This is a genomic window from Gilvirhabdus luticola, from assembly GCF_040117515.1.
Lineage (GTDB): Bacteria > Bacteroidota > Bacteroidia > Flavobacteriales > Flavobacteriaceae > Gilvirhabdus > Gilvirhabdus luticola.
Genome location: NZ_JBEEEN010000001.1, coordinates 262,140 through 274,960 on the forward strand (window position 1 = coordinate 262,140; position 12,821 = coordinate 274,960).

A 12,821-nucleotide genomic window follows, 5' to 3' on the forward strand; every position below is an offset into this window, starting at 1 on the left:
TTTTTATATTGAAATCTAAAAACCCAATGTCTATAATCAATATTATCATCCCTGCTTTTAATGAGGCAGATTCTATTGCAAAAGTCATTGGTGATATCCCTGAAAATGCTGACGAGATTATTGTGATAAGCAACAATTCTACAGATGCAACTATCAAAAATGCAAAACAAGCTGGAGCTATTGTCCTATCTGAAACACAAAAAGGTTATGGTCATGCGTGTTTAAAGGGCATGGATTATATTGCTAAAAAAGAAGTTAAACCAGATATTATTGTATTTCTTGATGGCGATTATAGTGATTATCCTGAAGAATTAACAAAGATTGTAAAACCAATCATTGAAGATAATTTCGATTTTGTTATTGGCGCGAGACAAAAATCATTGCGTGAAGAGGGCTCGATGACAACACAGCAAGTTTTTGGCAACTGGCTAGCAACAAGATTGATGGCACTTTTTTTTGGCTCAAGCTTTACTGATTTAGGTCCTTTTAGAGCCATTACATATGAAAAACTAATAGCTCTTAATATGCAAGACAAAACTTATGGCTGGACTGTTGAAATGCAATTAAAAGCCATAAGACAAAATTTAAAATACATCGAAGTTCCTGTAAAATATAGACAACGTATTGGCGTTTCAAAAGTATCTGGTACTCTTAAAGGTACAGTTATGGCAGGTTATAAAATATTAGGTTGGATATTTAAATACAGTTTTAAATGATTGTTGTAGAAATTCTTGTTATCATCATTTATGGTTTGGCACTGCTGCTCATCTTTCTGTATGCTTTGGCACAAATGAGTCTGCTATTAAATTATTTGAAGTCGAAAAAAATACCCGATACATCTGAACAATTTAATTTTTCAAATCCAGATGAAATCCCTTTGGTCACCATTCAGTTGCCTGTGTATAACGAGATGTATGTTATGGAACGGCTGTTAAATAACATTTCAAAAATAGATTATCCAAAACATAAATTCGAAATACAAGTTCTGGACGATTCTACAGACGAATCTTTAGAAACAACAGCCAACCATATCCAACAATTACAACAAATTGGTTTAGATATCAAACACATTACCAGAACCAACCGAATAGGCTTTAAATCTGGAGCACTTAAAGAAGGGTTAAAAACAGCCAAAGGTGAATTTATTGCCATATTTGATGCCGATTTTCTACCAAAAAAAGACTGGTTGCTACAAACCATTCCATATTTTAAGAATAAGAAACTTGGTGTTGTTCAAACACGTTGGTCACACATCAATAGAGACTATTCGCTACTCACCAAAGTACAAGCCTTTGCTTTGGATGCCCATTTTACACTGGAACAGGTAGGCAGAAACATACAAGGGCATTTTATGAACTTTAATGGTACTGCTGGTGTTTGGCGAAAAGAATGCATTTTGGATGCTGGCAACTGGCAGGCAGACACTCTTACTGAAGATCTGGATTTAAGTTACAGAGCACAACTAAAACATTGGGACTTTAAATACTTAGAACATGTCGAAACTCCTGCCGAATTACCTGTAGTCATAAGTGCGGTGCGTTCACAACAGTTTAGATGGAATAAAGGTGCATCAGAAAATTTCAGGAAATCGTTTTTAAAAGTGATACGTTCTAAAAATGTTTCCTTTAAAACCAAAATACATGCCTTTTTTCATTTGCTAAACAGTACCATGTTTTTAAATATGTTGGTTTTAGCAATATTGAGTGTTCCTATGCTGTTTATCAAACAACATGAGGTTTATAATCTCTACATGTTGGGTTTAGGCTTTTTTGTGTTAAGTTCTGTAATGTTTTTTGTGTTTTACTGGTACATGTATAAAACCATTTATGGTAAAGGATTAAAGAATTTTATAGGCTATATTGGTATGTTCTTCACGTTCTTTACCATTATTATGGGTTTTTCATTACACAACGGTATTGCGGCTCTTGAAGGCCATTTGGGAAAACGAAGCGATTTTATACGTACTCCAAAGTTTAATATCAATACTATTACAGACACTTACAAAGGCAACAAATACCTAAAAACTAAAACCTCTTATAACACCGTTTTTGAAGGTTTATTGGCACTCTATTTTGGCTTTGGACTTTATAGCGCTTTTACCATAACACAACATGGCGATTTTGGTTTTTTTGCACTGCACTTTATGGCATTTTTAGGATTTGGCTATGTGTTTTTGAGGTCTTTGAGGTTGAGTGTTTAAATAGAAGGCTCGTTTATTTTTTTCATCAAAAGCAATTAAGCATTTCAATAGCATACTTTTTGTCATTCCGCACTCGATGCGGAATGACAAAATATTTATATTTGATACATGCAACAAAAGTTAACTTTTTTAAGGCTAAACTACATTCCAATAGTCTTTGTAATAACAAGTGCTTTGTTCTACTGGAGTTTTGCTTATGATTTACATAGAGCAGACACTATAAAACTCTTAATCCTTTATGTTGCATTGTTCTTTTTGTTTTACAAGTTAGTGCAACGATTAAAACACAACTTCAAATTTTTGGCTTGGTTGGCTTTTGGGTTTCGTGTTGTTTTTATTCTGGCTATACCTAACCTTTCTCAAGACTTTTACCGTTTTATTTGGGATGGTAGGCTCATTCTAGAAGGAATAAATCCTTATCTCTACACACCAGAATCTTTTATTGCAAAAGGTGTATTACCTGTAGAACAAGCCCAAGAACTTTACGATGGTATGGGAACTTTAAATGGTAGTCATTTCACCAATTATCCACCTTTAAATCAATTGTGTTTTGTTATTGCTGGTTTGTTGGCTGGTAAGAGTATTCTGGGTTCTGTTGTGGTGATGCGATTGCTCATCATTGCTGCCGATTTTGGAACCTTGTATTTTAGCCAAAAACTTCTTGAAAGATTAAAACTTCCAACATATCATATATTTTGGTACGTGTTCAATCCGTTTATAATTATCGAACTCACTGGAAATCTTCATTTTGAAGGCGTTATGATTTTCTTCCTGATTTGGAGTATTTATTTGTTACATCTTGGTAAATGGCAATGGAGTGCTTTGCTATTTGGATGTTCGGCTTCTATAAAATTAATACCGCTACTATTTTTACCAGTGCTTATTATTTGGTTTATAAAACAGAACGTCATTGCAAGTGAAACAAGGCAATCTGTCTCAAATAATAGGATTGCCACGTCGCAAGTTCCACGCAATGACAATTGGATTAGTTTCACAGGAATGACAAAATTTTTGGTTTTCGTTACCATTGTTTGTCTTACTATTATTGTATCATTTATGCCATTTTCTTCTATAGAATTTATAACTAACTTTACTGAAACTACAGCTTTATGGTTTAATAATTTTGAGTTTAACGCCAGTATTTTCTATGTTGTCAGAACCGTTGGTTATTGGTTTGTAAGTTTTAATATTATCCCTTATTATGGTTGGTTTATTGCTGTGGTTATACCAATACTGATTTTTTTTTTAATCTACAAACGCAAGCACAAAAACACAACCCTAGATATTATTATAACCATACTGTTTGCTTTAAGTCTGTATTATTTTACAGCAACTACAGTGCATCCTTGGTACATTACTACATTACTAGCTTTAAGCATTTTTACGCGCTACAAGTTTACATTGGCATGGAGTTTTATAGCTATATTAAGTTATACAGCTTACTCACAAGACAATTACACCGAAAATTTATGGTTGGTTACTCTGGAGTATATTTTGGTTTATGGCGTTTTTATTTGGGAAGTACTTTTAAAAAAACCTATTAAGATTTAAACATATCTTCTTCAATTTTAAAACTCTTGAATTCAATCATATAATCGTTTGGGTCCTTAATGAAAAAAGACATGTGTTCACCAGTCTTATCCTTTAAAAAAGTAGCTTTTGTTACTAATTCCAAGCGCTGTGCTTTTAATTTAGCATACACTTTTCTAAAAGTGGCTTCGTCTACAATAACACCAAAATGGAATGAAGGTAAAATCTTGCCTTCAAATACGTAGTTCGGATTGTTAAAATCAAACTTTCCTGCTTTTGTAAATGTAATTTGATGATTGTACAGATTAATGTCTGTCCAATTTTGCGCATGCCTTCCAGAGGTTGCGCCAATGTTTAAATAAAATGCTTTGGTGGCCTCTATATCCAAACATGGTAACGAAAGGTGAAATGATGTGTTCATAACATAATGTTAGAGGAGTTTTAAACTTTCAATTCTGTAAATTACTAGATCTTCGTCTGTGTCTTCAATAACTTCTGAATACGTTAATTGAAATTCTTTGTCAATGTAAGAAGAGTCACTTTTTAAATTGTACTTGTACAATGCTTTTGGGTGAATCTCTTCAAAAACCATATCGTGTCCTTTTTCAAATTCGAACGTGTAATAACCATTCTTGTAAGACTTAAAAACAGCTGTTGTCATGATAATATATAATGTTAATCTAAATCATCTTCTGGGTCATCAGATGGTTCAATCTCTGGATCTTGAATCGCATCTGGATCGTCATCTTCGTAATCTTCGTAATCGTCCTCATCATAATTCTCCATAGTTACTGCTAATTTTGAGCTTACTTTAACCAAATATTTGGTGTCTTCAGTTATCACTTCTACAGCCTCTACAATTTCATTGTTAATATTTCTAAAAGATATGATTTGGTCTTCATCATAGCCATCTGGATATTTTTCAACCAATAGAGCCAAAATTTCAGGCGTTAGTTTTTTAAAATCTACAATAACCCGCTTTAAATTATCCCTTTTATTTTTCATATGTTAATATTCACTTTTACAAGTTTAAATATACTATTTATGATGATTAATTCTAACAACATCGTAAAAATCTCTTCTTCGGTCTTTTAAATTTTTAACTGCTCCAAAAGAATGGAGCTCTTTTAATAAGCTTAAATCTACATCTGCCACTAATATCATTTCGGTATTTGTGGTTGCTTCTGCCTTAATGCCATTACTAGGAAATGAGAAATCACATGGTGTAAAAACAGCTGATTGTGCATATTGAATATCCATATTATTCACATTTGGTAAATTGCCTACACTTCCAGAAATGGCAACATAGCATTCATTTTCTATGGCTCTGGCTTGCGCACAAAGTCGAACACGAGAGTAACCATTTTGTGTATCTGTTAAAAACGGAATGAATAGAATATCCATGCCTTCATCAGAAAGCAAACGTGAGAGTTCAGGAAATTCAGAATCATAACAAATTAAGATTCCTATTTTTCCACAATCTGTTTCAAATGTTTGCAATTTATTTCCTTTTTGCATACCCCAAACTTTGGCTTCATCTGGCGTGACATGAATTTTTTCATAACGTTCAATACTTCCGTCTCTTCGACATAAATAGCCTACATTATATAGCTTATTATCCACAACCTCTGGCATACTTCCAGAAATAATATTAATGTTATACGATATAGACAATTGCTTTAGTTTGTCAATAATTATGTCTGTAAACTTTGCCAATTCTCTAATAGCATCTGGCTCATGTAAATGATTGAATTCTGCCATTAAAGGTGCATTAAAGAACTCTGGAAACACAGCAAAATCTGACTTATAGGCAGCAACACTATCAACAAAGTATTCTACTTGTTGCATTAAATCGTCCAGTGTTTTATATGGTCGCATTTGCCATTGTATTAAACCAAGCCTTACAATTGTTTTTACTGTACTTGCTTTTTTATTGGGTTTAGAGTAGTATATATTGTCCCATTTCATTAAAACCGCATATTCTTTTGATGCGGAGTCTCCTGATAGGTATCCTTTTAAAATACGTACAGGATGAAAATCGTTAGATATTTGAAAGTTTAATACAGGATCATGAATCTCTTTACGCTTAACCTTTTCTATGTATTCTTTTGGTGTAAGTTCTTTATTTTTATGGTAATTAGGCATCCTGCCTCCAAAAACAATACCTTTTAAGTTTAAATTTTCACAAATTTCCTTTCTATAATCATAAAGACGTCTTCCTAGACGTAATCCTCTATATTGTGGTTTTATAAAAACATCAATCCCATATAGTACATCTCCATTAGGATCATGGTTTTTAAAAGATTCTCCTCCAATAATATCTTCGTAAGTATGTTCATCATCTATACTATCATAATTCACAATTAGTGATAATGCACAACCAGCAATATTTCCATCTATTATTATAATAACCTGTCCTTCAGGAAATAGTGATGTTAAATCTTCTATATGGTGCTCTTTCCAATATGAAGTTAGTACACCTGCATAAGATTCTAATGTTGCTTCTTTTAATTCCTCAAAATCATCAACCGTCAAATACTTCAGTTCAATATTATCAATTTTTTTTACTTCCATGGTTACTGATTTAATAAATAAGCAAATATTAATGGTGCAACTATGGTTGCATCGCTTTCAATAATGAATTTAGGCGTATTTATATCTAATTTTCCCCAAGTTATCTTTTCGTTTGGCACGGCACCCGAATACGAGCCATAACTAGTGGTAGAATCACTAATTTGACAGAAATAACTCCAGAAAGGTGTATCTGTTCTCTCCATATCTTGATATAGCATAGGTACCACACAAATTGGAAAATCGCCAGCAATGCCTCCACCTATTTGAAAAAACCCGATGCCATTATCCGAATTATCTGTGTACCAATCTGCCAAAAATGTCATATACTCAATACCCGATTTCATAGTACTGGCTTTAAGTTCTCCTTTTAAAACGTAGCTGGCAAAAATATTTCCCATAGTGCTATCTTCCCAACCAGGGACAACTATTGGTAAATTTTTTTCTGCTGCTACATACATCCAAGACTCCTTTAAATCAATCTCATAATATTCTTCCAATACACCTGAAAGCAACATTTTATACATGAACTCATGAGGAAAATAACGCTCTCCTTTGGCTTCGGCATCTTTCCATATCTTATATATGTGCTTTTGCAAACGTCTAAACGCTTCATGTTCTGGAATACATGTATCCGTCACTCTATTCAGTCCTTTTTCCAGTAAATCCCATTCTTGCTGTGGTGTTAAATCACGATAGTTAGGTACACGTTCATAATGTGAATGTGCCACCAGATTCATAATATCTTCTTCAAGGTTTGCTCCTGTACAAGAAATTATATGTACTTTATCCTGACGAATCATCTCGGCAAAAATTTTTCCTATTTCAGCCGTACTCATTGCTCCTGCAAGTGAAACTAACATTTTTGCGCCAGAATTCAATTGGTCTTCATAAGCTTTTGCTGCATCAACCAGAGCTGCTGCATTAAAATGTAAATAATATTTTTCTATAAATTTTGAAATTGGACCTTTAGTAATCATCATCTTCAAATTTTAAATTAGCAACTTTTTTATCTTGAATTTCAAACAAATTGTCATACATATCGTCTATGTTTTCATCTTCGAATTTATAGCTAATCATCTTGTAATACAGTTTTGCAGCGAGAAAATCTGAAGATTTATCAATTTTGTTTGGGCAAAGTTCAACAATGTCAAATCCTACCACATTTTTTTCTAAAAACACTTTCTTTAAAAATTCTAAAGTCTCGTACCAAAAAAGTCCTCCAGGTTCTGGAGTTCCTGTACTTGGCATAATTGAAGGATCTAAAGCATCCAAATCGAAAGTAATGAATACATTGTCTGTCATTTGGTCTATAGCACTATCCATCCATGTATCGTCTAAAGCCATTTCGTGAGCAAAGTAAACTTTGTCCTCATCCATTACCGTTTTTTCAATAGCATCCATAGAGCGAATACCAACTTGAATTAAATTAGTAGTTTGTGATGCTTCATACACAGCACATGCATGATTGCATTTAGAACCTTGATAGCTTTCTCTTAAATCTGCATGAGCATCAATTTGTAAGACTGTAAGATTATTAAAGCATTCGTTGAATGCTCTAATGCTTCCAATAGAGATAGAATGTTCACCTCCAAATAATGTTACAAACTTATTCCGTTTGATGTATTTTTTTGTGATTTTATGTACTTCGTCTACCACACTCTCTGGTGAAGAATTTTCTGTAATGGGTTGAGTCAAAAACACACCTTGCTTATATACTTCGGTTTCTGTCTCAATATCATAAAGCTCCATGTTTTCTGAAGCATTTAAAAAAGCTTCTGGACCTTTGTCAGAACCTTTCTGCCAAGTGCTCGTGCCATCATAAGGCACAGGAATTAATACAATTTTTGCTTGCTCTAATTTTGAGTATTCTTCAGAAATTCCAGCATACGTTTTTGTGTTCATTAGAGTGAATTAATAATGTTTTTTATTTTAGATTTTTGTTTTTTTGCAGGCATATTTTCGTCTTCATATCCTAATAGTTTAAGGAAATCATTACTGGTTTGTTGCTCGCTAAATAATTTTGTTGTTATTTTCCCGTCTTGATCTTTATTAATTAAAATGTGTTTTGGTGAAGGAATCAAGCAGTGTTGTAAACCACCAAAACCACCAATACTTTCTTGATAAGCTCCTATATTGAAAAACCCAATATACAAAGGTTTTTCTTTCGCATATTTAGGTAAGTAAATAGCGTTCATGTGTTGCTCGCTATTATAATAATCATCACTATCACAAGTTAAACCACCAAGTAAAACGCGTTCGTAGCTATCATTCCACCGGTTTATTGGTAACATGATGAATCGTTTGTTGATTGCCCAAGTATCAGGTAATGTTGTAATGAAAGACGAATTGATCATGTTCCATTTTTCACGATCGTTTTGTTGTTTCTGGTAAAGCACTTCATAAATTGCTCCACCACTTTCACCTACAGTAAAGCTACCGAATTCTGTAAAAATATTGGGAACATCTACTTCTGCTTCTTCGCAAGCTATTTTAATTTGGTTTACAATCTCATCGACCATATAGGCATAATCAAACTCGAATGCCAATGAGTTTTTTATTGGAAATCCGCCGCCAATATTTAAACTATCCAAAGTTGGACAAATCTTCTTTAAACTAGTATATACCTTGAGACATTTTGTAAGCTCATTCCAATAGTAAGCATTATCTCTAATGCCAGTATTGATAAAAAAATGAAGCATTTTTAAATTCACTTTTTTATTCTCTTTGATTTGTTTATTGTAAAAAGGAACAATGTTTTTGTATCCAATACCTAGCCTAGACGTATAGAATTCAAATTTTGGTTCTTCTTCAGAAGCGATACGTATACCAACATTAAACTGACCATCTATTTCCTTTGATAATAAATCCAACTCTTCATAATTATCAATAATGGGAATACATTTTTTGTGTCCATTATTAATTAGTCTGGCAATGTTTGTAATGTATTGAGCCCTTTTAAATCCGTTACTTAAAACATAAGTTTCATTTGCTATCTTTCCTTCTTTTTTAAGACTTTCAACAATATTAATATCAAAAGCTGAAGACGTTTCAATATGAATATCATTTTTCAGGGCTTCATCCAATACATGCTTAAAATGAGAACTTTTTGTACAATAGCAATAATGATATTCTCCTTTGTAATTATTTTCTACAATAGCATCAGCAAACCATTTTTTGGCTCGTTTGATATTATTTGATATCTGTGGTAGATAGGTAAATTTTAAAGGTGCTTGATAGGTTTCTATCAATGCTGTTAAATCGATATCATGGAAACGTAGTTTATACTCTTGAAGTTTAAATTCCTCTTGTGGAAAATCGAAAGTTTGATTTATTAAATCAATATATTTTGTATTCATTATTATTTTTAAAAATGATATTTAATAAAATTAAAAAAAAGATAAGACATGCTGTTCTTAAAAAGCAATAATGAATAAATATCAAACTTGGATTTGGCTTTTTGTGGTAGGTACAAAGCCATAGTAATGCTGACTAGCATAAATAGATAAAACGGAAGTTAGCTTTAAAATTCGGTTGTTTATCCTATAAGCTGCTTTTGAAGATGACTTCCTGATTTTCAAAAGCCCGAACATAAAAACAGATTTCAATTTGTTCAGCTAAATGCGGCGCAAATGTAATTTATTTTTTGACACGTAAAACTTTTTTCTAAAAAAGTTTTATTTTTTCAAAATCCTTAAAAATATTACTTATTTGACTTTGTTTTAAAAAAAGATGAACTTCCTTTAACAACTGAAACGGGTTTATATTAAAGCATTAAACAAATCTCCAGAATCATAGCATCTTTAAATTGTTAATCTCTTGCTCTGTAAGGTGTTTCCAGTGGCCGCGAGGAATATCTTTTTTGGTGAGATGTGCAATACCCACACAATCCAATCGAAGAATATCGTACTTTAGATGACTGAAAATGTTTCTTATAATTGTATTTCCTGTGTTTTTTATTTTTAGACCAATCTCTCTTTTTGGAGCACCGTCTATATAACTTATTTCTTCTACAGTAATTTCTTTGCCATCAATTTTAAAACCGTCTTGAATCTTCTTTAAATCTTCAAACTTTAAGTTCTTATCAAGTTCAACATGAAATAGTCTTACAACACCATTTTTAGAATTAGTGAATTTACTTACTATAGTATCGTCATTTGTAAATAGTAATAGACCTGTAGAGTTTCTACCTAATCTCCCTATAGGTTTTATACGTGAAGACGTCGCATTGGCCACCAAATCCATAACAGTTCTTCCTTTACCTTCACTGGTAGTTGTAGCAAAGCCTTTAGGTTTATTAAGCAATACATAGGCCTTTTTTTCTGGTGTAACACGTCTACCATCATAGCGTACGTCATCATCCAACTTTACCTTATAACCCATTTCTGTAACTACTTTCCCGTTTACAGATACTAAACCAATAGCAATATGATCATCGGCTTCTCTACGTGAACAAATACCTGAATTGGCAATATATTTGTTTAACCTTATTTCATCTGGGTTTGATGACGGTTTTTGTTGTACTTTCTTTTTTATAGGAGCATTACCTCTTGCATAGCTTTTGTTTTTGCTATGACCTCTCTTACTGCCTTGATGTCTGCTCATTGTTAATTTTTTTGCAAAGATATGCGATAATTAATTCCTTAACTAATTAAAGTAATTTTATTCAATATCAACGAAATATCTATTAAAGGAATACTTGCTACACCAGCAACAATAATAAATTTTAAAATATTATGCAGCACTAAATATTGAGTTTTGGTATTTGATCTCCAAAGGGAAATTTGAAAAACTAATAATAGAATGATGCTTAAATAAAAAAAGTAGTTCATCTTGCCTACTTGAAATTTAAAAATTAACAGCATAGCCGGAACAAGCGCCAATAAACATAGAATTGTAAGCATTATTTTTGAAACCTTCTCTCCATAAACAACTGGAATAGTATGATAATTTTGTGTAAGGTCACCTTTTATGTTCTCTAAATCTTTGGTGAGTTCCCTCATGGAAATAATTAGAAACAAAAATATAGCATGAACAAAAATAACATGCTCAAAATTCTTATAATACACAAATATGGCAAAGAATGGTGCGATGGTCAATATTGCCGAAGTTAGGTTTCCAATAAAAGGTAATTTTTTTAGTTTATGAGAGTAGAACCAAATAGCAAAAATGTAGAGAGAAAAAAAAACAACTGCTCTAAAAGAAACTGCACTTGCTAGAATTACAGCCAAAAAATTTAGCACAAAATAAAATGAAAGCTTCGTATTTTGGCTCACTAATCTATCCAACATCGATTTTTGAGGTCTGTTTATTAGGTCTTTTTCAGAATCGTAAAAATTATTGATAATATAACCTCCAGCTATTGTCGCTGCCGATGCCATGACCAACATCAATAAATTCCAATCAAAAATAACCTGTCTTAACGATTTATTATGTGCTAAAATGTAAATTGAAGCTAAATATTGCGCAATAACAATGATTAAAATATTGTATCCTCTAACCACAGAAAACATACTGAAAAACTTCAGTAAAATGTGTTTTTGTCTTCGAGAAAGCATGTTTTGAGATTTTAGAAGTTATAGACCACTTCTAATTTGTAAGCAGAAAGAGATTGCTTTGCTATTTCGATATCTTCGGCAAACCCTAAAATATAACCTCCTCCACCAGAACCACAAAGTTTTAAATAGTACTCGTTGGTTTCAATCCCTTTCTTCCAAAGCTCATGGAATTGTTTAGGTATCATTGGTTTAAAATGATTAAGGACAACTTTGGATAAATGTTTAGTATTATTAAAAAGTGATTTGATATCGCCTTTTAAGAAATCTTCTACACAAGCATCTGTATATTTTATAAACTGTTCCTTTAGCATATTCCTAAAACCTTCTTGCTTCATATTCTCCATAAATATACTGACCATAGGAGCAGTTTCTCCTGTCATTCCACTATCTAATAAAAATACAGCACCTTTACCATTGGTTTTTTGGGAAGGAATACCTGTTGCTTCAATATTATCTTTCGAATTTATTAAAATTGGTAAACTTAAATAACTGTTTAATGGATCTAACCCTGAAGATTTTCCATGAAAAAAAGATTCCATTTCAGAAAAAACAGCTTTAAGCTTTAAGAGTTTTTCACGAGTTAAATTCTCTAATATTGTAATTTTATCATGTGCATATTTATCATAAATAGCTGCAACCAATGCACCGCTACTTCCTACACCATAACCTTGTGGTATAGAAGAATCAAAATACATTCCGGCTTCAACATCTTGTTTAAGAGATTCAAAATCAAAAGTTACCAATTCTGGACTAATTGTTTGTAAATAGGCTACAAAACGTTTTAAATTTTGATTTGATTTTATAGAATATTCTGTCGGCTCTTTTAAAACTTTTAAAGCACCATTGTAAAAATTGTATGGGATTGAAAGCCCTTTAGAGTCTTTAATGATTCCGTATTCACCAAAGAGTAAAATTTTTGAGTAAAATAGAGGTCCTTTCATTTAATATATTTGATTTGGAAC

13 protein-coding genes are annotated in these 12,821 nt (G+C 32.3%); 3 read left to right on the forward strand and 10 right to left on the reverse strand.

All coding sequences use genetic code 11. The features are described 5' to 3' along the window. Positions 1 to 26: 26 nt before the first annotated feature. From AAFP94_RS01285 to AAFP94_RS01295, 3 genes are all read left to right on the forward strand, one after another. A complete protein-coding gene (locus AAFP94_RS01285; RefSeq protein WP_316661008.1) occupies positions 27 to 716 on the forward strand; it encodes a glycosyltransferase family 2 protein in 690 nt (229 codons plus the stop codon). Beyond that, positions 713 to 2,200 carry a cellulose synthase family protein gene (locus AAFP94_RS01290; protein ID WP_316661007.1) on the forward strand — a complete coding sequence of 496 codons (1,488 nt, stop codon included), beginning with the start codon at positions 713 to 715 and terminating at the stop codon, positions 2,198 to 2,200. Before AAFP94_RS01285 ends, AAFP94_RS01290 begins: the two co-directional genes overlap by 4 nt. Positions 2,201 to 2,308: 108 nt before the next feature. Further along, a complete protein-coding gene (locus AAFP94_RS01295; protein WP_316661006.1) occupies positions 2,309 to 3,751 on the forward strand; it encodes a glycosyltransferase 87 family protein in 1,443 nt (480 codons plus the stop codon). Here the strand turns inward: AAFP94_RS01295 and AAFP94_RS01300 are convergent. The 10 genes from AAFP94_RS01300 to AAFP94_RS01345 form a co-directional block, all read right to left on the reverse strand. Then, positions 3,741 to 4,151, reverse strand: a complete 411-nt coding sequence (locus AAFP94_RS01300; protein ID WP_316661005.1) for a VOC family protein — start codon at positions 4,149 to 4,151, stop codon at positions 3,741 to 3,743. The genes AAFP94_RS01295 and AAFP94_RS01300 overlap by 11 nt on opposite strands. Positions 4,152 to 4,160: 9 nt before the next feature. Further along, a complete protein-coding gene (locus AAFP94_RS01305; protein WP_316661004.1) occupies positions 4,161 to 4,391 on the reverse strand; it encodes a hypothetical protein in 231 nt (76 codons plus the stop codon). Between the two features lie 14 nt (positions 4,392 to 4,405). Then, a complete protein-coding gene (locus AAFP94_RS01310; RefSeq protein ID WP_316661003.1) occupies positions 4,406 to 4,735 on the reverse strand; it encodes a hypothetical protein in 330 nt (109 codons plus the stop codon). A gap of 33 nt (positions 4,736 to 4,768) precedes the next feature. Further along, the gene (locus tag AAFP94_RS01315) at positions 4,769 to 6,304 is read right to left on the reverse strand and encodes a bifunctional GNAT family N-acetyltransferase/carbon-nitrogen hydrolase family protein (RefSeq protein WP_316661002.1); all 1,536 of its coding nucleotides are present in this window, start codon (positions 6,302 to 6,304) and stop codon (positions 4,769 to 4,771) included. 2 nt (positions 6,305 to 6,306) lie between these two features. Then, positions 6,307 to 7,281 carry a deoxyhypusine synthase family protein gene (locus tag AAFP94_RS01320; protein ID WP_316661274.1) on the reverse strand — a complete coding sequence of 325 codons (975 nt, stop codon included), beginning with the start codon at positions 7,279 to 7,281 and terminating at the stop codon, positions 6,307 to 6,309. Further along, entirely contained in the window at positions 7,271 to 8,206 is a 936-nt protein-coding gene (speB, locus tag AAFP94_RS01325) for an agmatinase (RefSeq protein WP_316661001.1), read from the reverse strand. Before speB ends, AAFP94_RS01320 begins: the two co-directional genes overlap by 11 nt. Continuing rightward, the gene (locus AAFP94_RS01330; protein ID WP_316661000.1) at positions 8,206 to 9,660 is read right to left on the reverse strand and encodes an arginine decarboxylase; all 1,455 of its coding nucleotides are present in this window, start codon (positions 9,658 to 9,660) and stop codon (positions 8,206 to 8,208) included. Before AAFP94_RS01330 ends, speB begins: the two co-directional genes overlap by 1 nt. A 433-nt stretch (positions 9,661 to 10,093) precedes the next feature. After that, complete coding sequence (locus AAFP94_RS01335) at positions 10,094 to 10,906, reverse strand: pseudouridine synthase (RefSeq protein WP_316660999.1); 813 nt, start codon at positions 10,904 to 10,906, stop codon at positions 10,094 to 10,096. A gap of 38 nt (positions 10,907 to 10,944) precedes the next feature. Further along, the gene (locus AAFP94_RS01340) at positions 10,945 to 11,859 is read right to left on the reverse strand and encodes a geranylgeranylglycerol-phosphate geranylgeranyltransferase (protein WP_316660998.1); all 915 of its coding nucleotides are present in this window, start codon (positions 11,857 to 11,859) and stop codon (positions 10,945 to 10,947) included. A gap of 11 nt (positions 11,860 to 11,870) precedes the next feature. Then, positions 11,871 to 12,800, reverse strand: coding sequence for a mevalonate kinase family protein (locus AAFP94_RS01345; protein ID WP_316660997.1), 930 nt, complete (start codon positions 12,798 to 12,800; stop codon positions 11,871 to 11,873). Between the last annotated feature and the right edge of the window lie 21 nt (positions 12,801 to 12,821).

Bases quoted from the DNA above. Each gene is read 5' to 3' on its own strand.
- AAFP94_RS01320 (WP_316661274.1), bottom strand. From the start codon at position 7,281: ATGATTACTAAAGGTCCAATTTCAAAATTTATAGAAAAATATTATTTA.
- AAFP94_RS01310 (WP_316661003.1), bottom strand. From the start codon at position 4,735: ATGAAAAATAAAAGGGATAATTTAAAGCGGGTTATTGTAGATTTTAAA.
- AAFP94_RS01305 (WP_316661004.1), bottom strand. From the start codon at position 4,391: ATGACAACAGCTGTTTTTAAGTCTTACAAGAATGGTTATTACACGTTC.
- AAFP94_RS01285 (WP_316661008.1), top strand. From the start codon at position 27: ATGTCTATAATCAATATTATCATCCCTGCTTTTAATGAGGCAGATTCT.
- AAFP94_RS01340 (WP_316660998.1), bottom strand. From the start codon at position 11,859: ATGCTTTCTCGAAGACAAAAACACATTTTACTGAAGTTTTTCAGTATG.
- AAFP94_RS01300 (WP_316661005.1), bottom strand. From the start codon at position 4,151: ATGAACACATCATTTCACCTTTCGTTACCATGTTTGGATATAGAGGCC.
- AAFP94_RS01335 (WP_316660999.1), bottom strand. From the start codon at position 10,906: ATGAGCAGACATCAAGGCAGTAAGAGAGGTCATAGCAAAAACAAAAGC.
- AAFP94_RS01330 (WP_316661000.1), bottom strand. From the start codon at position 9,660: ATGAATACAAAATATATTGATTTAATAAATCAAACTTTCGATTTTCCA.
- AAFP94_RS01315 (WP_316661002.1), bottom strand. From the start codon at position 6,304: ATGGAAGTAAAAAAAATTGATAATATTGAACTGAAGTATTTGACGGTT.
- AAFP94_RS01295 (WP_316661006.1), top strand. From the start codon at position 2,309: ATGCAACAAAAGTTAACTTTTTTAAGGCTAAACTACATTCCAATAGTC.
- AAFP94_RS01290 (WP_316661007.1), top strand. From the start codon at position 713: ATGATTGTTGTAGAAATTCTTGTTATCATCATTTATGGTTTGGCACTG.
- AAFP94_RS01345 (WP_316660997.1), bottom strand. From the start codon at position 12,800: ATGAAAGGACCTCTATTTTACTCAAAAATTTTACTCTTTGGTGAATAC.
- speB (WP_316661001.1), bottom strand. From the start codon at position 8,206: ATGAACACAAAAACGTATGCTGGAATTTCTGAAGAATACTCAAAATTA.